Here is a 22901-nt window from a genome sequence, read left to right as displayed (position 1 = left end):
TATGAATTACACTAGTCCTGGTAGTTTCAGTTCTTTTCCTCCTGTGATAAAAAATCTCATTATCATAAATGGGTTGATGTTTCTTTTGACTTTTTCTCTTAAGGGTATGGGGCTTGATCTAAATAGGATTTTAGGGTTGTATATTCCTGAGAGTCCTATGTTTGAGCCTATACAGTTCATCAGTTATATTTTTATGCACGGCGGGTTTGAGCACATACTGATCAATATGTTTATGCTTTGGATGTTGGGAAATACTCTAGAAAACATATGGGGTTCAAAGAGATTTTTAATGTACTATTTAATCACGGGTTTGGGTGGTGGAATATTACATGTCTTGGCAAAACATATAGAGTTTAGCAGTCTTAGCACACAGTTGTCATCTGAGGAATTAAATATGTTGTACAGTGAGGGAGCTAGGATTTTGGGAGAGGGTAAAAACTGGTCTAGTCATATTTTGGCAAATGCCAATTTAGCATTAAATACTCCTACGGTAGGGGCCTCTGGAGCTGTTTTTGGAATATTGTTAGCTTTTGGTATGATGTTTCCAAATCAGTATATATATGTTTATTTCATAATTCCTATTCGCACTAAGTATTTTGTGATAATTATAGGATCTATGGAGTTGATTAGAGGCTTGACTTTAACGGGAGGCAACGTAGCGAATTTTGCTCATTTAGGTGGGATGGTCTTTGGTTTTGTGCTTATTAAATACTGGAAGGCTAAAGGAAATATGATGTGATATTTTTTATGGAGGCAGAAATTTATTTTATTTCTAAACTCATAAATCATTTTATATGTTTTAAGTATGAAAGAAAAAACATTGCTCAACCATAGGGAATTATATGTGACTTTAGAGCGGTTAGCCTATCAGTTGATAGAGAATCACGGAGATTTTTCCCATAGTGCTATAATAGGTATTCAGCCTAGGGGAGTTTCAGTCGCTAAAAAGATTTACAGTCTAGTATCTAGTATTTTAAATGTTGAGGATATTAAATTAGGATTCTTAGATATTACTTTTTTTAGAGATGATTTTAGAATAAAAAAAGATTCTTTAAAGGTGAGTAAGACGTCTATAGATTTTTTAGTTGATGGCAAGAAAATAATACTGATAGATGACGTTTTATACTCTGGGAGAAGTGTTTGTTCTGCTTTTGCGGCTATAAATTCTTTTGGAAGGCCCTTGAAAATAGAGTTACTTACATTGATAGACAGGCGTTTTAGTAGGGATACACCCATACAAGCTGATTATAAGGGAAAGGAAGTAGATTCTTTTAATACGGAGAGGGTAGTTGTAAAGTGGGAAGAGACTCATGGTGAAGAAGGTGTTTTTTTAGTTGATAATTAGATTATGAAGCATTTGAGCACGAGCAATTTACTCGGAATAAAGGATATCACAAAGGAGGATATAGATTTGATATTCCAAGTGACTGATAATTTTAAAGAGGTAATAAATAGGCCTATAAAGAAAGTTCCAACACTGAGAGATATAACTATAGCGAATTTATTTTTTGAAAATAGCACTAGAACTAGATTGTCTTTTGAATTAGCTGAAAAGAGGTTGTCTGCTGATGTGATAAATTTTTCGGCTTCTTCTTCTTCTGTCAAGAAGGGAGAGACTTTGGTCGACACGGTCAACAACATATTATCTATGAAAGTAGATATGATAGTTATGAGACATCCTAGTGCTGGAGCTGCTAAGTTTCTACAGAAACACGTAAAGGCGAGTATTATAAATGCAGGAGATGGAACCCATGAGCATCCCACTCAGGCTCTTTTAGATTCCTATTCTATAAGGGAGAAATTTGGAGATTTAAAAGGGTTGAAGGTCGTGATAGTAGGAGATATTATGCATTCTAGAGTTGCGTTATCAAATATTTTCGCTATGAGGCTGCAAGGCGCAGAAGTGATGGTATGCGGCCCTATAACTCTTATTCCCAAGTATATTGAAGAATTAGGAGTCAAGGTAGAGTACAATTTAAAAAGAGCTTTAGAATGGTGTGATGTAGCCAATGTTTTGCGCATACAAAATGAGCGTCAGAATACGGCATTTATACCATCTTTAAGGGAATATATCAAATCCTATAGCATAGATATGGAGTTGTTAGATTCTCTAAATAAAAAGATTACTATTATGCATCCTGGTCCTATAAATAGGGGAGTGGAGCTAAGTAGTGAAGTTGCCGACTCTGATAATTCTATAATATTAGAACAAGTAGAAAATGGTATAGCCGTGAGAATGGCAGTTATGTATCTGTTATCTCCGAGTTTATCCTAGATAGAGACTGTAAAGTTAACTCTGTCAAATGTGTTTTTATTTACTCAAATCAATAAGAGAAAATCCTCTCAAAGTTATCTTGAAGCTAAAAATTTACAATCAAAATTTAGTATTGATTGGGATAGAGACCTTATTTTTTTCAAGTCTTTAAGCGAGTTTAAAGCCAGATTATTCATAGATATATTTCAATATTGGGAGTAAAGTGTTAATTTTTGGGGCTTTACTCCAAAATCAACCACTTTAGATAAATCCCAAAAGTGAGGAATAAAAATACTGAGTGAAGTAATCTTTTTAACCTGAAAAATTTATATAACTACCAATAATCCAGGTTAAATATCCAACTAAAACATTAATTCAAGTCAGTTAAAAAGCATTTTTGTATGGTGAAAAAAATAGTATTTTTACTATACTAATTTTTTAGCAAACCCTAAGTTATGAAACAGATTTTTAGCATATTGTGCTTATTATTTTTTAGTAGCCTTTGCTTTATGATTAATACCTCCTTCTATTACTCTGTAAAGAGTCCTAGTATTGTTACTACTAATTCCCCTCAAATTATAAAATTTGAAATAGTAGATGCTACTGGAAAAGTTATAAAAAAAATATGTAATATAGATCAAGGAAGAACGGATAATTATTATTTTATTGAAATAACATATACAGGGAACTTTTCAAGTGTTAGAAAATTAATTGTTAAAAGTGCTAAGCTTAGCGGTGGTAGTAGTGCAGTATCGAGTTGGGAGATAGAAGATGATAGTGAAGATGTCAAAGAAATAGTTATCATATCAAATGCTCATAGAGGATTTGATAAGGGAAGTACTGTTTACAAACAGTCTATAAATTTTCCAGAACTACTTGTAGGCAAACACAAGATGAAGATTGAAGAGTTAGCAAGTTCAGGCGCTAAAAAATCTGATGGTTTAACAAAGGACTACGATGGTGTATTTGAAATTATCGAAAACCTAGCCCAGCCTTCCATAGAAGAAGGAACACAAATAACACCAGCAGCAGCTCCAACAGGAAAGGAGCTTTATGTTGCTCCTAATGAGAAGACCACTTTAACATCCTCAGAAAAAGATACTAAATTTTCAGGCGAAATAGCATACGAATGGTATAAAGATGGGCAAAAGATAGAAAATAGGGACAATAAGTCTATTCAAGTAGATAAAGGAGTTTATGAAGTGCTTCATAAGATAGTTAGATCTGAAACCTCAGAGATTGATTGTGACTCTCCAAAATCTTATCCAGTAACAGTAAAAGAGTACTCTGTAGACATTGCGGTAGACGCTAAAGGTTGTGATACGGGAATAAAATTAACTGCTGAAGTTGATAAGATCCTAACTGGATATAGTGCTACATATCAGTGGACAAAAGATGACACAGATATTAGCGCTAGTGGAACTAGTAAAGAATATATGATAAGTGATGTTGCCAACAGTAGAACTGCTAAATTTTCTGTAAAGGTAACCATTAAAAAACCAGGCGACACTGTAGTTTGTAGTAATTTAGAACCTGAAAAACCTTTTGATTTTTCAAAGCCAACTATTGAGATAAAGACCAGTTCTAAAGAAAACAGATTGTGTAAATCTAATCCTTTTACTAAAAATACACCTAGTATTACAATTTCTGCTACAGATTTAACAGAAGATAAAAATGAGTTAAAAACAGGGGTAAAGGTAGGGAGCTCAGATATTAAAAATGTAAAATGGTTTAAAGATGGCACCAAAATTGAAGGTAAAACAGTCGTCCCACTAGAAGTGACTGAACCTGGAAAATATAGGCTAGAGTTAGATATAGGGGATCAACATTGTACAGGTCTAAAAAGCCAAGAGATAGAGATATTAGAGCCTTTAGATTTAAAGGTTAGTACAAAGTTAGGAAACAACTATTTATGCGACAGAAATAATGCCCTAAGTGTGAGCTTTGATGGAGAGGCTTTTGTTTCAGCTGCGGAAAGTGAGTTCAAATGGTATAAAATGGATGCTCCTGCCGCTTCTTCTGCTTCTTCTCCTTCTCCTTCTCCTTCTCCTTCTCCTTCTCCTTCTCCTTCTCCTTCTCCTGCTCCTTCTCCTTCTCCTTCTCCTGCTCCTACCAAGCCTAAACCTCTTGATATTCGTAGATCAGGCTTAATGTTAGTTTCGTTATTTACTGCAGTTGCCAAAATAGGTGCTGGCGCTGTTGTTTCTACTGTTAGCCCAGGTTTAGCCAAGGGTTTGAAATTAGATCAAGAATCTATTGATAAAGACATGAAAAAGATGGCTGCAGATATAGAAGCTGCTGTTGTTGGCGGAACTCTTGTAGCTGCAGGCAAGATCTTTACTCCTACAGAAATAGGTAGATATTACGTTACAACGGAATTACTGGGTCCTGAGGGCTGTGTAACATACAGTAATCCTATAGATATAGTAGAAATGCCAAATCCTACTATAGAACCAGCTAATCCTGAGATAATGTGTGGTAAACCTCTTACGTTAGAAGCAAAGACAACGGTAAAAGAAGAAGTAGATTATGTTTGGGAAAAGAGGAATGATGATGGTTCTTCTAATACTGCTAATAAAGAAATTTTAAGCTCTACTAGCTCCTTAGTAGTAGGAGGAGACACAGGTAATGGCTCTGGAACCTATATGGTAAGTATGGTTACCAAAAATGGTTGCAGTAAAGAGGCTCAAGTAAAAGTCACTAATGGAAGAAGAACATTCCCGGCCGTAACATTAACGTCCTCAAGAATAGCAACATGTGCAGAGTCAGATATATTGTATTCTAAGATAACTTATGCTACAACTCTGAGGGCTACTGCTAGTAGCCATCTTTCTGGAGGAGAATACAGATGGTATAGAAATAAAGTTGAGATACCTAATGAGAACACAGAAAGACTTGAATTAGAAGAATTCCGCTCTGGAGACTATGAAGTGTCATATGTAGATGGAAACTGTAGTTCGAATCTGTCTACAGCTGTTGAGGTTAGGCCTAAAAGTTTAGAAGCTCTTATCTCAGCCACCCATTCTGGTTTCTTGTGTGAGGTAGAAAAACAAGTTACCATAACAGGAAATCCAATGATAGGAGAAGGAGATGGAACATATCAATGGTATAAAGACAATGAGCCTATTCCTGGAGCGACTAGTAGTACATATAAAACGGGTGAACTTGGAAAATACCATTATGTATTTGATCACAAAACAGCCAAATGCAAGATAAAGAGTAAATATTTAGAAGTACAAGAATCGGATATGGGAGTATATGAGCCAGTGAGATATTTAAGAAGAGGAGAATACACATCTTTTGTGGCTTATGGTGGAAAAGAGCATTTTTGGAATACAGGAGCAAGATCATATAGTATCAAAACCAATCCTGTATATGAGGACAGAGAGTATATAGTAGATATCACTTCTGAATATGGCTGTAGAAAGAGAGTTGTGTGTAAGGTAATAGTAGATAACGGATTAACTAATATACTAACCAATCAAGATAGTTGGAGTATTCCAGAAGAATACAGAAAAGATCATATAACTCTTTACATCTACGATAGGATAGGTCGCTTGATTTACGAAAAAAGGAACTATGACAACAGTTGGTCTTTTGAAGGAAAAAACGGAGGCACGTATTATTACATTCTTAGAATAACAAAGGATGGCAAGATCACAGATATAAATGGTTATATAACAGTTCTTAGATAATGTGTGTTTTTCTGACTGGTTGTCAAATCATAGTTTTTTGGCTAATTTTTTTTGGACTTATAATAAGTAATCTTTCCTATGAAATGTTTTTATATTACCAAAAAGCGAATCCATTATCAACTATATAAAGCTTTTGTTTACATAGTCAAAAAACGACAAAAAAGACGAGTTCTGTTTGATTAGCAAAAAAGTTAAGGAAAAATATAACGTCTAATCTATTTTTATGCAACTATGAATAATCCAGGTTAAGCCGTTTACTTTTTTAGTAAAAATTTACTATAATTAAACTCAGGGTTTTAAATATTTTTGCGTTTTTAACTTCAATCTAGAATGAAACATTGGATCAAAGCTTTTAGGCCAAAGACATTACTCCTTTCAACCTCTGGAATTTTATTGGCTATACTCTTAGCTAGCAGTAATGGATTTACAAATATAGTAGTCAGTATTTTAACACTATTGACAGCTATCTGTTTACAAATACTCTCTAATCTGGCTAATGATTATGGAGATGGCGTAAAGGGGACAGACAAACATCGTACGGATCGTCTTGTGCAGACACAACTCATTTCCAAAGAAAAAATGATAAGAGCTATGCTCTTATTTAGTTTTTTATCTCTGTTGTTTGGCACATGGGTATCTTATTACGTTTTTCAATTTACTTTTTACGGAATATTGTTTGTATTATTAGGAATATGCGCTGTCGTTGCAGCTATAAAATATACAGTAGGAAAAAACTCTTATGGATATTACGGTATGGGAGATTTATTTGTATTTATATTTTTTGGACAGCTAAGTGTTTTAGGTACTTATTTTTTGATTTCCAAAACATTACCTTGGCAGATAATATTACCAGCCTCTTCCATAGGTCTTTTTAGTGTATCGGTTCTCAACGTAAATAACCTCAGGGATTTTGAAACCGATAGATTAGCCAAAAAAAATACTATGGTCGTAAGAATGGGTGTGAAAAGAGCTATGGTATATCAATTTGTATTACTGTTATCTGCATTTGCATTGGCTCTTTTGTACAATCTGATGTTCTTTTCTAATTGGACACAATTTCTATATTTCATCATCTTGATTCCTTTGGCAAAACATATATACACTGTATATAACATAAAGGATATTAAATATTTTGATTTTGAATTAAAAAAAGTAGCACTTATCACTTTTGTCTTTGCTATAACTTTTGGCGTAGGGCAGATATTATGAGAGCTTTTTATGAGAAATACATATTAGAATTTATAAATCCAGTATACACTTCCAGGGGAGGGATGTCTTCTAAAGAAGTCTATTTTATTACAGTACAAGACGATAATAATACAGGCATAGGCGAAGCTGGAATCCTTAAAGGATTAAGTATAGATAATCACTTAGAATACGAATCAAAACTAAAATGGGTATGCGATAATATCGAATTGGGCAGAGATGTTTTACTCGAAGGGTTATTTATGTTTCCATCTATACGATTTGCTGTAGAGATGGCCTTTATAGATTTAAGTATAAAGGAAAAGCACGTTTTATTTCCCTCTGATTTTACCTTGGGAAAGGATAGCATCTCCATAAACGGATTAATATGGATGGGAGATGTAGAATTTATGAGAAAACAGATAATAGATAAGATCCGAGAAGGATTTAACTGCATAAAGATAAAAATAGGAGCTATAGATTTCAATACAGAATACAATCTGATAAAAGAGATCCGTAGAGAATTCGCAGATGATATTGAGATAAGGGTAGATGCCAACGGCGCTTTTTCTACTTTTAAAGAGGCTTTGGAGAAGTTAAAGCGTTTGTCTGATCTGCAAATCCACTCTATTGAGCAGCCCATGGCAAAGGGCCAAATACAAGATATGGCTAGGTTATGTGAAAACCCTCCTCTGCCAATAGCTCTTGATGAGGAATTGATAGGAGTATTGTCATATGACGATAAATACAAACTTTTAGAAGATATAAACCCTCAGTATATCATTTTAAAACCTAGTTTATTAGGAGGATTTTCTTCTAGTCAAGAGTGGATAGATATAGCTGAAAAACAGAGTATAGGTTGGTGGATAACTTCTGCTTTGGAAGGCAATATAGGTCTCAGCGCTATTTCTCAATGGACCTACACTTTGAAGACTAAAATGCCTCAAGGTCTGGGAACTGGCAAGTTATATAGAAATAATATCGAGTGTCCCTTGAATATAAAAAAAGACCGATTGTATTATTACCTATAATCTTTAAAAAAAACACTGTTAAAAAATTACTGTTTTAAAATTTCTCTTTGAGACTTTGAGAAAAGAAATTCCATACAGGGTCATTAGGAGTAGGGCATTTTAACTTAATATTAGTTTTGCTAATAGGATGTAAAAATTCTATGCTCTGAGCGTGTAAGTGTATACTTCCATCTTTATTAGTTCTGTTAAATCCATATTTAATATCTCCTTTTATAGGACATCCTATAAGGGATAATTGAGATCTGATTTGATGATGCCTTCCAGTTTTTAGAAGTATATCAAGTAGATAGTAATTATCTGATTTAGATATTAAGTTATAGTGCAGAATAGATTTTTTTGAGTTTTTCACTTCTGTTAGATGGGCTATAGATTTATTTTTTTTTCATTTTTAATTAGATAATGCACCAGAGTGTTTTCTTTTTTTTCTGGTTTGTTTTTTACTACGGCCCAATATGTCTTTTTGATTTGATTCTCATTGAACATTTTATTCATTCTTTGTGTTGCTTTGCTGGTCTTGGCAAATAGTATTATTCCGCTAGTGGGTCTGTCTATTCTGTGGATTGTGCCTAAAAATACATTTCCAGCCTTATTATATTTTCTTTTGAGATATGTTTTTACTATTTCGCTCAAAGGAGTGTCTTTTGTTTTATCACCTTGTACGATGTCGCCTGCCTGCTTATTGATGACTATAATATGGTTGTCTTCGTATAAGACATGTATATTTTTTACCGTGGTTTTTTCTTTTTTTATCGACACTTGAGATAATTTGATCTGATTATTTGATTTGTGTTAGATGCAACTTAGAATGGTTTTCTTTTAGAGAATTTGCGCGAGTAAATTTATAAATTTTTGAGGTTGATATAATTGGGGGTGATTTTTCGGCTATAATATAACAGCCTTGAAATTTTTGAGATTAAAGAGATTTATGAACAAGTATTTACAAGAAGAAAGGACTAAAATCCCTTTTTCTATTTTTAGGATTTCATGATTGTTTTAAAAAAAACCTCTCTCGGTTTAAAATAATACTACTAACCCAGCTAATGATTTATTTCCCTATTGAGGAGTAGGGGAGTTAAGTATGGTTTGTGGTTAATGGAGGTTTAATGCTTAAAGCATTAAGGCTGTTAGCTTTTTTTATGATTATAAAAAATTGAAGAAAATGAAAATATTAAAAAACGTTTTATCATTACTGCCCCTTGGATTAGTGGTTATTTCTTGTTCTAAACCAGCTGAAGGGCTTAAAACAGAGGTAAAATAAAAACCAAAAGCTTTAGACTTAATAGTAACTTCTGTGAAGATTGAGAAATCTAAAAATCTAGATGATGTAGGGACTGAGGTTTCTGAGTTTTATGAAAGACTATTTATAACTAGAATCCCTGTTAGGGATAAGAATAAAACTAAAACTGATAGTGAACCCGACAACAGATATCCAGATAAATTTGAAACCCAAACTGGAGATATAAAAGGAGATGCATTTTTATAAAATTTCCTTACAACTCACAATTTAAGCCTTTAACAGAGGATATCCATATTAAAGTTACTGTTACTTTTAAGCCCTTTATTTAAGGGGTTATATTAGAAGCTAAAAATGGACAAAAGGTTCCTATCAGAGATAAAACCACAGAGCTTCCTGTTAAAGTAGCACAAAAAGATCTTAATTTCGAAAAATTACAAGCTGCTTCTACTAAGCAGGTTTATAGATTCACAAAAGCTGGAGAGAATCCTACAGATGCTCCTTCAGTAAAAGAGTATACTGTAGTTTTTAAATTCTCTGAGACTAAATCTTCTGATTGTACTATAGAGTAAGGTAATTTTGGATTTAGTAGCGGTCTTTTCTACTTTCTCTTTATCGATCTTGCTAAAGTCTTGAGGTGTAGGATCTATATCTTCTTCATCTGCGATACTCTGAGCATACTGCCACATATTTTCCAGCTGCTCGGACATTTTCTCTTTACGAGTCTTAATCACATTACCCCAAACAAAAGTATAACGTCCCGCCATGGATTCAATTTTAGCCCCATCTGTAAAAGACTTCCTTGAGTGTTAACAAGCCTTCATCTGCCAATAACAAGACCACTTGTTTGAAAATATCTTTAAAAATGGTCTTGAGTTTTTTTACTACGGAAACGGGCAATGGTATTGTGATTTACTACCTGTTGAGCTGAAAGCTACATATAATGATGTTTTCACGCATTGCTTTCTCAATTTTTCTTGAAGAATAGGTGTTATCCATGTAGGCATATACCATTACTCTGAGTATCATCTTAGGATGGTAGCTTGGTTTCCCTTCTTTACTGTACTCAAAAATCAACAAATTGAGGTTTAGTTGTTCAATCACACCATTTACAACTCGCACAGGATGATCTGCAGGAATCAATTCTTCTATACTAGGTGGAAAAAGCCAATTTTGTCCTTGGTTGTAGTCCCTGAAATTTGTATTCATATTATTTGGTTATAAATTAGTTAGAAAGATAAACTAACAGGTAAAAACTACACTTTAAAACAAAAAAACTACCTCAGTTTTGAGACAGCTTCATCAATTTAAGCGGCCAGTGTAATAAAATTTCATTGCGATAATTAAATTCCTCATTTTAAACTCTTTTAAAGTAAATAGCTTTTGAATAAGATAAAGCGCTTATAGTTAGATTTTAGGTTAAGATTTATTTCATTATTATGAGTGTGATATTGATAGAGTACTCCAGTTTAGTTAATGTTTCTTTTGTAAGAAATGTCAAATTTCTAATAAAAATAGCCTCATGAGCATGCAAGTACTCACCCTCCCACTATCAGCCTTAAACCTAAATAATTATACTTCTTTCAAGTATTTTTATTAGTCAAACTCAGGTTAATAGGTAAAAAACTACACTTTTAAATAAAAAACTGCCTCGTTTTTGAGACAGCTTCCTTCATTTACACCCTTTAAGGGATAGTCTCATAATATTAAGGAGATATTAGCAAAACAATTCTTACCTTTACTATTACGTTAGAATTATTTTATAGATCGAGGTATTCGTTATTGATAATCTCTGCTTTGTTATATAATAAAGTGGTTTATAGATTAATATCTATAGAACCTTAGTCTTTAATAGTTTATAAAATTGAATAATTATGATGAATTTAAGATTTTTTATAAAGGGCATTTTGTCTTTTGTAATATTTTCAGTCGTTTTTTCGTGTATCAAGGCTAAGAAGGTTACAGATACAGCAGAAGATCCAAACCTGAGTTCGGATAAGGTTATTACACTATTTGAACTTAAAGATTCTGATAATAAAGGCAAGAATCTAGGTAAAGATGTATCAGTTACTATAGATACGGATAATTTTATTATACCCTTAACTGTTACTCATAATGCTATTTTAGAAGGATTAAGGTTTAATGTTAGGATTTCTGATAACTCTAAAATAAGTCCTTCTGCTGAAGAAGAAATTACTTTTGAACCTGTAGAAGGATCTAATTTTAAAATTTATAGAAAAATATTTAAGGTAACAGCTCAAGATGGTAGCGTTCAAGATTATACAGTAAATGTAACTAAGGCTTTATCTAATGATTGTTCTATAAGCAGTTTTGTATTGGAACAATCTAAAAATACAAATAAGATTTTTGCAGATAGAAAGGGGGTTATTGATGAAAATACGGTGGTTCCACCTACCATAACCCTACATGTATCTGAAAATGCGGATTTAAATGGTCTTAGCCCTACAATAATTCATACAGGCGTTAGTGTTTCACCAGCTGCTGATGATAAGAGTACTGTTTTTACTGCAGATTCTGGAATAGATTATACAGTAATTGCTGCAAATGGAGAAAAAAAGATATACAAGGTAATAATCATTAAAGATTTAAAATCATCTAGATTAATATCCTTTAATTTTAAAGCAGAAGGGGACAATCTAAATACTGGAAATATCGTTAAAGATATAACTGGAGATATTGATCATAATGCTAAAACAGTAACAGTAAAGGTTCCTTACAATGCAATTATCACTGCTTTGACTCCTGAAGTATTAGTAAATGAGGGATCTGAAGTTACTCCTAAAATAGGAGGAGGAGCTAATACAGCACAAGACTTTAGTGATTCAAAAGTTTATACTATAATGGCTCAAGATGGAACTAGTGTTGATTATACTGTAAATGTTAGTAAGTACGATGAGCCTAAGATAAGTAGTTTCAAGTTTGGGGCTGATAGTTCTAAAAATATTTCAAAAGATATAACAGCTGCTATTAATAATGGTACTCAGGGGGCTATAGGAGAGATAGTTTTAAAAGTTCCTCATAATGCAGAATTAAATGAATTAACTCCAACTGTTACAGGAACTTCTATTTCTGGCTTTAGCGTTTATAAAGGGGCAACTGGTAGTACTGATGATGCTAATTCTACTTCTGTTAATTTCAGCAGCTCTCATTCAACAGCTGTACAATATAGCGCAGTAGGTCCTGCTGGGGGGAGAAAGATATATAACGTGAAGGTTTATAAAGAGCCAGTTATAACAGAATTTAAATTTACTAGCGATGATAATACATCTGCTAAATTTCCAGAAGGTAAACAAGAATATGTAGCTGTTATTCAACAAGAGGATATATCAAGTGAAGGAACCATAACTCTTACAGTTGAAAATAGCGTTGATATAAGTTCCTTAAAGCCTTCTATAAGTACTGCTAACATCAAAAATAATTCCATAAGTCCTGATATTTTGACAGGAAGGAATTTTGGAACATCTCAGGTTTACTCAGTTAAGCATGAATACTTAGAAGGATATGAAAAACGTTATAATGTCAGGATAACTAAAGAAGTTGCCCCAAAATTAACAGGGTTTAAAATCCAAGCTAACCCTAGTAAAGGCATCGAAAATGATGTTAGTGCTGAATTAACACATGAGGATAATTCTTCTACGGGGATAATAAAGTTAAAAATTCCTAAGGAAAATTCAAATCCTATTAGTTTGGAAGGATTAACTCCTATTGTAGATATTCCAAATGGTTATACTTTAAATCCATCTAGTAATCAAGTTATAAGTGGAAGTATAGAGGATGCTAAATTTACTTTAGTTAAAAATGATACAGGAACCAGAAGAATATATTCCACAGAGATAATTGAGGGACCTTATGTAGAAAGCTTTAAAATTCCTAGAGGAAGTCGTTTTCATTGCGATGTAGGACAAAAAATCGATCACACTAATAATCTGATAGAATTAGATTTTTCTGTTTGTTATGTCTCTTCTCTTTATGCTTTAAGGCCTGAAATTGTAGTAAAAAATGGTAATATAATTATTACTGGCGGCAAGATAGATAGTTATGGATATGAAAACCACATTGATTTTGATTCTCCTGATACGATAGTTTGTACGGTAACATCTACTAGTGATTCAAGTTTTACTAAGGTATATACAGTGAAAGTGATAAAGAAAGAAAGAGAGGAAGAAGAGTAGTTTTTTATTTGGTTTGGGATAATTTAAGTTTAAAACAATGAGTAGTATCATAAAACTAGTGGTTCTATATGATTTAAAATTGTTTTATGTTGTGTTGTTATCAGTGTTTTTTTCTTCTTGTTTCGAGGAAAAAAGTAGATTCCGATTTTAACTTAAATCTGAGTTCAGAGAATAAAATCATATCATTTGAATTGATTAATTCAGATAATGAAGGTAAGAATCTTAAGGAGGCGTTACTAGTATTGTAGATCGAAACAGGTCTATTATATCTGTGATTGTTCCACATGATGCAGTCCTAGAAGGCCTAAAGGTTAAGGCAATGGTTTCAGATCGTGCTAGTGTTTTTCCAAAAAGTGGGTCAGAGGTTAATTTTGATCCAGTAAACGGATCAGATCTCATGTAGTTTACAGAAAGATATTTAAGGTAACGGCTGAGAATGGAAGCGTTAAGGATTATACTGTAAATTCGACAAATTTATTATCTAGTGATCGCTCTATTACTTCTTTTGTATTAGAAAAATCTAAAAATGGAACAAAGATTTTTTCGGATAGAATCTATCGCTTTATCCAGTATTTATAAGTAGTCATCGATGAACTCAGAGTTATAAATGGTATATTTTTATTCCTCATTTTTGGGCTATATCTAAAGTGGTTATTTTTGGTTGAAACCCTTTAGAATTAATACTTTATATTCAAATTGAAATACAAACTATGAATAATCTCGGTTAAGTAGATCTTCAGCTGGGACTAGAGCAGCAGATGTTACAACTAATGATATTAATGGAACTATAGCAGTAAAAGCATCTACTGCAGCAGATGTAGCAGCTTTAATCCCTACTATAACTACTAATAATTCTCTAGCTACTATAAGTTCAGTTGTTCCATCTTATAATTATAAAAATTCTAAACCTGACTTAATAGACACTTGAATCCCTTGATTTTATTTGGATTTAAGGAAATGTCCCTTTAGTTTTGGGCTTTTTTATGCTTATGAGGCTGATTTAGTCGGAATTTAACAATTCTTGCACTAAAACATTCTATATATCACAAACACTAATCTCTTTAACACCAGTTAATTCAAGGTTTTCAAGTGCTTTAATTAAGTAAATTATTAATTGAACTCAGATTAAAAGTATTTTTTAGTGAAACATTAGAAATAGATCTCTTTGTTAATCTTGGAATTGTTATCTATAGTTATTAATATCATTAGTAACATTAGAGTTAGAATCTATTTCCTTTTCGGGTACCATAAGATAAAAGCCTACATCATTTGTAGTGAGATCAAATCCTCCGCCTACTAATCTGTGATTTCCAGAGCGGACTATAGATCTTCCTAATCTCTTAGCATCAAACCATTCTACTCCCATCTCTCCATATAATTCTTTTCTCCTCTCCAATAGAATTTCCTCCATAAGAGCATTGCCAGTACTATTGGTTTGGGTCTTGCTAGAATCTCTATTTTGTTGAAGTTTATGTAACACAGTCTGAGCTTCAGTTTCCTTATTCTGTCTAAATTTAGCTTCGGCTACAATTAGCATCATCTCAGAGGTTCGCATCAAAACCATATCTGATTCAAATTTAAAATTGAACTTATTGGTTCTATATGATTTAGGATTATCTTCGTTATCCTCCACTTTTATGAATAATTTACGTACATCTGTACTGGTAAACTTAGAGACAAATTCCTTATTTATAAAAAGTGAGCTATATCCAATACCAGTAGGTTCAAAAAAAGAAGCTATGCCCGCATAACCTACGTTCTGTTTATCAGTCTGATCCATACCCCATATCCATTCACTATTAGATATATCATCAAATCCCGCAGTATATGACTTAGAATTTAATACGCCAGTGGCATCGACATTTCCTCCCAAAGCATTTAAAGCAGCTTTCTCACAAGCTGCCCAATCATCTTGAGTGACCTGTAAAACTCTAGCATAAATACCATTTGCTACAGCAGAGTTTATATAAGTCTTATCTATCCTGGTAGCCGTAAGATTAGGAATACTCTCTTTCAACTCTGCTTTTATAAAAGCGTACACATCCTCTAGTGTAGAAAACTTTTTACCGACAGAAGTTCTATCAGAAGGTTTTTTGTATATAGGCAGAGAAAGCTTGCCGCGACTGCTATTGTCAGAATAAGCAGACTGAAACTCCATAGCTAATTGAAAGTAGCAATAGGCTCTTAAAACCCTGCCTTCGGATAAAAATTTATTTTTTTCATTTGCTTCAAGTATACTGGTACTTTCGACATCTTTGATAAAAGTATTTAATTGATTTATCAGGCTATAGAAAAAGTTCCATGTAAAAAGTGGTCTACTTCTTGTTTTATCTCTATCATTTTTTTCGGAATCAGAAGCAAAATGAGATCCAGAGACTCCCATAATTATATCATTACCTTTTACAGTCCTAGCTAAATAAACAGATTGCAATGCACTATATCCATGCGACCTATAATATGACATTCGAAACTTCCTAATGATACCAGGCATAAATGCCTCTACCCCATCTTTTGATTTAAAGGCATCTTCATATGAAATAGAATCTGACTTAGGAGAGTCTAATATATCTTTCACACAAGATGATAATGTAAGTAATAATAACAGTACTATATATTTTTTCATAGTTATATATTTTTTCATGACTTTTAAAATTCAATTTTAACTCCAAGACTAAATGTTCTTAATGAACGTGATCTACTATCAGTAAGTCCATTAAAACTTTGTTCGGGATCTATTCCTTTATGACTCTGATATGTAAGTAGATTATCTCCCTGTAGATAAACTTTCAGCTTAGATAAATTTATTTTATCTAGGACACTATTAGGTATATTATACCCTAGTGTAACAGCCTTCAACCTTATATAGTCGTTTTTAAATAAATACCTAGAAGAATCATCTCCAGCACGATTTATAGAATTACTTAAAAGTAAAGGGAAGTCCGTTTTATCACTAGGTTTTGTCCACCTTTTTTTAATATCTACAGATTGTTGTTTGCCTAATTTTTTCATTCCATCTGTTAAGCTAGAATAGGAATAATCATATACCATGCCTCCAAAACTAAAGTTTAGCAAAATATCTAAATCAAAATCTCCATAAGATATATAGTTATTAAAACCTCCTATAATATCTGGGAGTGAAGACCCCTGATAATATTTATCAGCTTCACTGTATTTCTTTGTAAGCACTCGTTTACCCGTTTTTTTGCCGGTTTTGTCTTTTTCATCCTTATACCACTGTGCCATACCGTCTTTTGGATCAACACCTGCGTATTCTCGAATAAAGAAATCATAGATAGACTTACCTACCATCCACTTCTTGGTGCCTTTTATAACCTCTTTTTGAGTAAGTTCGGTTATGGTGTTTCTATCGAATGAAAAATTCATAGATGTATTCCATTTAAAATCATCCGTAGAAATATTTTTAGATCTTATAACTCCCTCAAACCCATAGTTTAGTAACCCTCCTTCATTAACTAGAATAGTTGTCCATCCAATTGAAGGTGGCAAAGGTTTATACAAGAGTAAATCCTTGGTCACCTTCCTGTAGTAATCTACATCCAGTTCTATCCTATCATCAAAAAAAACTAGATTTAAACCTACATTAAAAGATAATACTTTCTCCCATGTAATTTTATCATTCACTAATTTACTCAATAGATACCCCATATTATTTCCATTAGATGCTTCGAAAACAGTATTTACATATGGGAAAAAATATATATCATCGTTAGAATCCAAAATTTTATTATTCCCTAATTCCCCATACGACAGATTAACTTTAGTAAAACTTAGCACTTCTTTGAGAGGTTCCATAAAATCTTCATTAGATACAATCCAACTGGCACCTATGGAATAAAAATTACCCCATCTAGTATCTTTGTGGAATCTAGATGAACCATCCATCCTAAAAGAGGATGTTAAGTAATACTTCTTGTCGTAATCGTATCCAGCCATAGCAACATAGCTCATCAAGCCTTCTCTGCCTTCACTGCCACCTATGTTCGACGGAATGACAGCGCCATCCAATACCTTAACCTCAGGCAATAGTTTCTTCCCTTTAGCTTTAATTTTATTTAAAGTAAAATACATAAATTCGTTAATAACTTTAGCGTCAAAGTTATGGAGGCCAAAGGTTTTTTGATATTCCAAAGAACTAATAGAATTCCAGGTACTATATATATCCCTATATTCACTAACTATACCACCTTCAATAGAAGAATCTCCGTATTTATAATGACCATAATAATGGTTCATAAACGTAAAATTTGTAAAACTCACATTCTGCTTAAAATGAAGCCCTTCATATAATCTTGCATCCATAATACCATTTAAGGTACTCTGTCTCCTTTTAATAATATTAACATCGTTTTCAAATTGCCCTGCTGGATTAACATTGCCTGTAGTAAGAGATTCAGGCCTTTGGGCATTTACCCCCCCTTTTCTATTACTATAATCATACTGAGGGTTGCCATTGTCATCTTTTATAATTTTACCCTTATCATTTCTGGCATAAAGAGGATAAATAGAAGAAATTCTATTTACCCAACTCATAGGGTTGGTAACTTTGCCTCCAGATTGAAGTGGAACATTAGAGTGACTTCCAGAAAATGAAGATAAAACAGTAAAATTTAACCAATCCTTAACTCTAGAAGATAAATTAAATTTAGTAGCAAACCTTTCAAAATTGGAAGTCTTAACAGGACCATCAGTATCCAAGTAATTGGCAGATACGAAATACTTAGAATCATTATTACCACCAGAAACACTAAGAGAAACATCCTTTCTCAAAGAAATTCCCCTGTAGAATGCTTTTTCCCAATCTGTCTCCCACAAAGGCTGCTTAAGATTTGGTAATACTTTCCCATTTAGACCAACAGGATTATTCACACCGTAAGGATTATAGCCCAACTCAGATATCAAATTATCCGTAGCTTTTTGGGCGGCTTGTCGGGGAGTTATCTTAGGGTTTACTATTAGAGATCCAGTTTTATCTTGGGTATATAAATAACTATTTCTCAAACCCTCCCAAGATAATTCCATATAGTCCTTCACACTTAAGAATTCAAAACCTTTTACCGCTGGAGTTGCCCCTCCTATTACAGTATTTATAGACACCTTAGGTGGAGAGTTATATGTTCCTTTTTTGGTAGTTATAAGTATGACCCCATTTGCGGCCCTACTACCATATACAGCAGAAGAAGCTGCATCTTTTAACACTGTCATACTTTCTATTTGATCGGAACTAATAGTATTTATATTCCCAGTGAGAGGAACTCCATCGACCACATAAAGGGGATCTGCAGAGGCATTAATACTAGCTATACCTCTTATCCTGATAGTTGGGTTTGAGCCTGGTTGTCCTCCGCTAGTAATCATAGTTAAGCCTGGGACACTACCTTGCAAAGCTCCAGCTACAGAGGTAACTTGCTGATTCTCTATCACTTCTTTCCCTACCGTACCAACCGCTCCTACTAATTCTCTCTTAGATTTTTCAGAGCCATAAGCCATTACCACTACCTCATCTAACAGATCTGAATCAGGTATCATATCAATAGTTATAACATCTGATTTTTCCACGTTAAACAGGACTGTTTTCATGCCAATAAAAGAAAACTCTAAAACATCTCCCTTTTCTGCATCTATAGAAAAATCACCGTTAAGATCTGAAGAAACCCCTTTATTGGTCCCCTTGATTACAATGGAAGCGCCTGTTAAAGGGAAAATCTCATTCTCCTCCTTAGAATTAACAGTACCTGATATTCTTAACTGCGCAAAAGATATTTGAAGAGTTAAAATAATTGTCAAAAACATTAATAAACTAGAATTTCTCATATATGTTATAATTTTTATTTTTTTTAAAGGGCCGTATTCTCTTCCATCTTCTTTATTCGTAAAAAAAATAATTCAGAAGACAGAAAAATAATCATCTGCTCATCATCAAAAGTGACTTAATAGTTTCCAAAAACTATTGATATCACTATGATTATTACCTTTATAAGAATAAAGGTATACGCAGGATACCTGTTAGCCTAAACTTGATTGACTTATTAAAAGGTTTTACTTTAGATCCTGTAGAAATAGATATTCTAGGAACTAATCTTTTTATTAACTGAATGTTTTTAGGTGAAGATATATCGTACTATTCACGCCGAAATAGTACCCTTATAGGGGAGGGTAATTTTCCCTTTCTACAGGAGGTAAATAAAACAAAGAGACTTGCAAAGAGTAATAGAGCGCTATTCGGTATTATATTTTGCATTAAATTATTTTGCACTACTTGTTTTTTTATGTTACTGCATTTACTACAAAAAAATAATATCTACTATTATATCGGTTTGATATATGGCCGCAAATTTAATAAAAATTTTGATTTAATCCAAATTATCCATAAATATATTTCAACATTTGATATTAGGTGTTAATTTTAAAGGGGGTTTAACCAAATCTAGACCACTTTAGATATTCCCCAAAAATGAGGAATAAAAATACATTGTTTATAACCTGAGTTATATTGATAATTACTTGGAAATACTCGATAAAAACGATAGATTTAAACTGAAAAAGTTATATGGCTATGAATAATCTGGGTTAAATCCTAAGACTCAGGTAAATATGGCTACTACGGACAGAAAACTGAAGAACGTATATTTTTAAATAAACTAGCTGCTATAGTTGTTTGCTATAGCGTTTTTTTTGTAGCCCGAGTTCTATTAGAGATCACTTAGAGGTAGTCCATTTTACTAAGTATCAATCCGCGAATTCGGATTTGTAAAAATTTAGATTCAAGACAACTCGAGAGGGTTTTCTTTTTGGTTTATTTTAGGAAATCTGATCTTAATTGCTATCTAAAAATTACCTGAAGTGCTTTTAATGGTCGAGTAATTTATTTTTAGTGCCTGTGATTTTCTGAGTTCTTGTTTTATATCTGCAATGATTCCCATTTTGGTATCGGAATCAGCTTTTATAGAAGTAGTCATAAAAGGTCTCTCCTCTTCTTTTCTAGCTTCTCTCTCAGATATTACAAAGCTAGGAATGTCTTCTACTCTTTTAAAAGAATCATTTAGTTGAATTCTAGCCTCTGACCCAGAAGTAGCTCTATATCTCTCATGTGGCACCCCTACGTATATATAACTAACTAGATTTTTCCTTTGCAACTTATTTATTTCGGTTGCTTTTGGCAATTTGATTTTAACCAACATATCAGTCTCTCTCATCACAGTAGAAACCATGAAAAAAAACAATAACATGAATACTATATCTGGCAGAGAAGCTGTTGAAATAGCAGGAACCCCACCGCCTGACTTCTTTTTAAATTTTCCCATATTTTTTTTAAATTAAAAAATTATTTGTATTCCTTGGGTTCTGCTTCTGAAATTTTTTGAGGATAAATTTTCTTGATTTTTTTCTTATTATCTAATTCCAAGTTATCATATAAATCCCCATATTTTCTCATAGATAACTCATCCCTTAGTTCGTTATAAGCTGCTATTAACTCATTTTGCACTGAAATATACATTCCGTAAGAAGTTCCTCTATCATTTTGTAATGATATTATCGCTTTGTTAGGGTTATCTGATGATTTTGTATCTCTTTTGCCGTTACAATCCATACAAGACCCGTCACCATTATTGTCTATAAAGTCTTTAGCTATTTGTTTTACATTGTCTATACTGGAGACTAGATCTCCTTCAATCATCAATTGATCTTTTGAGTTTATTAAGACCACCAGAACATTCTTCTGCTTAATTGGAGGGGGAGCTTCTTGATCTTTGGGAGGTATAGGAGGCAGTTTTTTGCTTATCCCCATATCCACATCCATAGTTGTAGTAACCAGAAAAAATATTAATAGCAGAAAGGCAATATCTGCCATAGAACCTGCGTTAATCTCTGCTGCTTCTCTTCTTGCCATGATATTATGTATATTTTTATTTTACCACTTTTCTATAGAGAACAGTTAGAAACATCGAAGAAATAGCTATCACACTGAGTATGTAAAAAATATAAATCCCCATTCCTACCATTTTAGATTCCATTGCTGATGATTTATCTCCATTTACAAATGTTATTATCTCATCAGAAGACATATAGTATGAAAGTGCAAATACTACTCCTGTTAACAATAAGTATACAAATACCCTTTTTAATCGCACTATATCTAGCAATCCTATTACGGAAAATAACAATGTTAGAAAAACAGCTGCAAAAAAAATGAATACGACTATAGCATACAAAGGATCCACAATGGTGGATTGCAATTCATGATTATTAGAAATATCCGATCCGAAATAGAGTATTTGAGATAAATACCATATAGAAATTGCCCCAACAATGCCCAGGAATATTTTAGTTATTAGTTGTATGGTTTTATCCATGGAAAAAATTATTTTTTAGTTTCATGTTTTATCAAAATATCTATAAGAGATATAGAGGCATCTTCCATTTTGTTTACTATGCTGTCTACTTTAGATATTATGTAGTTGTAAAATATTTGCAAGATTATAGCTACGATAAGACCAAAGACTGTGGTCAACAGTGCTTGTTTAATACCTCCTGCTACTAGGGAAGGAGATATATCTCCTTCTGCTTCAATAGCGTCAAATGCAGATATCATACCTATTACAGTTCCCATAAAACCTAACATAGGTGCTAGAGATATGAAAAGGGATAACCAAGATATATTTTTTTCCAATAAACCCATTTGAACACCTCCATAAGAAATTACAGATTTTTCAACCATTTCTATCCCTTCATCTGCTCTGTCTAAACCTTGATAAAATATCGATGCCACGGGACCTTTTGTATTTCTGCAAATTTCTTTTGCTTGTTGGACATTACCGTTGTTATCGCCTAGAGATTTATCTATGCTAGATATTAATTTACGAGTGTTTGTAGTAGCCATATTGAGGTAAATAATTCTTTCAATAGCGACTGCTAGCCCTAGTATTAGAGATATTAATACAATTCCCATAAATCCTGCGCCACCTTCTATAAATTTTGTTTTGAGGATTTGATGAAAAGTTTGGTTTTCTTTATCATCTTGGCTAGAAGCTCTATTAGTTTTGCTTAAACTTTCGGAATCGTCCAATTCTGTATCACTTTCAACATCTTCAATAGAAGAATCATCTAATTGCTCTGTATCGGTAATAGGATTTTCGTTTGGACTCTTTTGAAGATTTATTTCATCTGCTATAGATACAGATACGCTCAACATTACAAGTACTGATGCTATGCCAAAAATTATTATTTTATTTTTCATTTTTTATTAAAATATTACAACTTGATTACTGTTTTTTTTCAATTTTTATACTA

17 protein-coding genes and 1 pseudogene are annotated in these 22901 nt (G+C 32.9%); 9 read left to right on the top strand and 9 right to left on the bottom strand.

Going from position 1 to position 22901, the window contains the following annotated elements; all coding sequences use genetic code 11:
• The first annotated feature begins 1 nt into the window (after nt 1).
• From JBKA6_RS00860 to JBKA6_RS00835, 6 genes are all read left to right on the top strand, one after another.
• Nucleotides 2-739 carry a rhomboid family intramembrane serine protease gene (locus tag JBKA6_RS00860; RefSeq protein WP_096684866.1) on the top strand — a complete coding sequence of 246 codons (738 nt, stop codon included), beginning with the start codon at nt 2-4 and terminating at the stop codon, nt 737-739.
• A gap of 66 nt (nt 740-805) precedes the next feature.
• Nucleotides 806-1345 (top strand): bifunctional pyr operon transcriptional regulator/uracil phosphoribosyltransferase PyrR, encoded by a 540-nt coding sequence (gene pyrR, locus JBKA6_RS00855; RefSeq protein WP_096684865.1) that lies wholly within the window; start codon nt 806-808, stop codon nt 1343-1345.
• Between the two features lie 3 nt (nt 1346-1348).
• Nucleotides 1349-2275 (top strand): aspartate carbamoyltransferase catalytic subunit, encoded by a 927-nt coding sequence (locus JBKA6_RS00850; protein ID WP_096684861.1) that lies wholly within the window; start codon nt 1349-1351, stop codon nt 2273-2275.
• A 488-nt stretch (nt 2276-2763) separates the two neighbouring features.
• On the top strand, nt 2764-5949 hold the full coding sequence (locus tag JBKA6_RS00845; RefSeq protein ID WP_096684857.1) for a T9SS type B sorting domain-containing protein: 3186 nt from the start codon (nt 2764-2766) through the stop codon (nt 5947-5949).
• Between the two features lie 330 nt (nt 5950-6279).
• On the top strand, nt 6280-7158 hold the full coding sequence (menA, locus tag JBKA6_RS00840; RefSeq protein ID WP_096684855.1) for a 1,4-dihydroxy-2-naphthoate octaprenyltransferase: 879 nt from the start codon (nt 6280-6282) through the stop codon (nt 7156-7158).
• Complete coding sequence (locus JBKA6_RS00835) at nt 7155-8165, top strand: o-succinylbenzoate synthase (protein ID WP_096684854.1); 1011 nt, start codon at nt 7155-7157, stop codon at nt 8163-8165. The genes menA and JBKA6_RS00835 overlap by 4 nt, the downstream gene beginning before the upstream one ends.
• Nucleotides 8166-8199: 34 nt before the next feature.
• On the opposite strand, the pseudogene JBKA6_RS00830 reads toward JBKA6_RS00835, so the two are convergent.
• Nucleotides 8200-8915: pseudogene (locus JBKA6_RS00830) on the bottom strand (RluA family pseudouridine synthase).
• 541 nt (nt 8916-9456) lie between these two features.
• Here JBKA6_RS00830 and JBKA6_RS00825 point away from each other — a divergent pair.
• Nucleotides 9457-9648: a hypothetical protein gene (locus JBKA6_RS00825; protein WP_096684852.1), complete on the top strand. Its 192-nt coding sequence runs from the start codon at nt 9457-9459 to the stop codon at nt 9646-9648.
• A gap of 254 nt (nt 9649-9902) precedes the next feature.
• Here the strand turns inward: JBKA6_RS00825 and JBKA6_RS00820 are convergent, their stop codons facing one another.
• Both JBKA6_RS00820 and JBKA6_RS00815 read right to left on the bottom strand, forming a co-directional pair.
• Nucleotides 9903-10166, bottom strand: coding sequence for a hypothetical protein (locus JBKA6_RS00820; RefSeq protein WP_096684850.1), 264 nt, complete (start codon nt 10164-10166; stop codon nt 9903-9905).
• 148 nt (nt 10167-10314) lie between these two features.
• A complete protein-coding gene (locus JBKA6_RS00815) occupies nt 10315-10608 on the bottom strand; it encodes a transposase (RefSeq protein ID WP_096684849.1) in 294 nt (97 codons plus the stop codon).
• Between the two features lie 668 nt (nt 10609-11276).
• Here JBKA6_RS00815 and JBKA6_RS00810 point away from each other — a divergent pair.
• Together JBKA6_RS00810 and JBKA6_RS07880 are read left to right on the top strand one after the other, a co-directional pair.
• A complete protein-coding gene (locus JBKA6_RS00810; RefSeq protein ID WP_096684847.1) occupies nt 11277-13592 on the top strand; it encodes a hypothetical protein in 2316 nt (771 codons plus the stop codon).
• 271 nt (nt 13593-13863) lie between these two features.
• Nucleotides 13864-13995: a hypothetical protein gene (locus JBKA6_RS07880; protein WP_262490686.1), complete on the top strand. Its 132-nt coding sequence runs from the start codon at nt 13864-13866 to the stop codon at nt 13993-13995.
• 780 nt (nt 13996-14775) lie between these two features.
• Here JBKA6_RS07880 and JBKA6_RS00805 read toward each other — a convergent pair.
• The 6 genes from JBKA6_RS00805 to JBKA6_RS00780 all read right to left on the bottom strand — a co-directional run bounded on the left by JBKA6_RS00805 (nt 14776) and on the right by JBKA6_RS00780 (nt 22848).
• Nucleotides 14776-16215, bottom strand: a complete 1440-nt coding sequence (locus tag JBKA6_RS00805) for a RagB/SusD family nutrient uptake outer membrane protein (protein ID WP_231952057.1) — start codon at nt 16213-16215, stop codon at nt 14776-14778.
• Nucleotides 16216-16238: 23 nt separating this feature from the next.
• Nucleotides 16239-19424: a SusC/RagA family TonB-linked outer membrane protein gene (locus tag JBKA6_RS00800; protein WP_096684838.1), complete on the bottom strand. Its 3186-nt coding sequence runs from the start codon at nt 19422-19424 to the stop codon at nt 16239-16241.
• A gap of 1013 nt (nt 19425-20437) precedes the next feature.
• Nucleotides 20438-20914, bottom strand: a complete 477-nt coding sequence (locus JBKA6_RS00795; protein ID WP_096684832.1) for an ExbD/TolR family protein — start codon at nt 20912-20914, stop codon at nt 20438-20440.
• A 20-nt stretch (nt 20915-20934) separates the two neighbouring features.
• Nucleotides 20935-21501 (bottom strand): ExbD/TolR family protein, encoded by a 567-nt coding sequence (locus JBKA6_RS00790; protein ID WP_096684828.1) that lies wholly within the window; start codon nt 21499-21501, stop codon nt 20935-20937.
• A 16-nt stretch (nt 21502-21517) separates the two neighbouring features.
• The gene (locus JBKA6_RS00785) at nt 21518-21832 is read right to left on the bottom strand and encodes a hypothetical protein (protein WP_157776852.1); all 315 of its coding nucleotides are present in this window, start codon (nt 21830-21832) and stop codon (nt 21518-21520) included.
• A gap of 140 nt (nt 21833-21972) precedes the next feature.
• On the bottom strand, nt 21973-22848 hold the full coding sequence (locus JBKA6_RS00780; RefSeq protein ID WP_231952056.1) for a MotA/TolQ/ExbB proton channel family protein: 876 nt from the start codon (nt 22846-22848) through the stop codon (nt 21973-21975).
• Nucleotides 22849-22901: the final 53 nt, after the last annotated feature.

It is taken from the genome of Ichthyobacterium seriolicida, assembly GCF_002369955.1.
Taxonomy (GTDB): Bacteria; Bacteroidota; Bacteroidia; order Flavobacteriales; family Ichthyobacteriaceae; genus Ichthyobacterium; species Ichthyobacterium seriolicida.
Note: the sequence above shows the minus strand (reverse complement) of the source record. Positions and strands in the feature narration are given on the sequence as shown.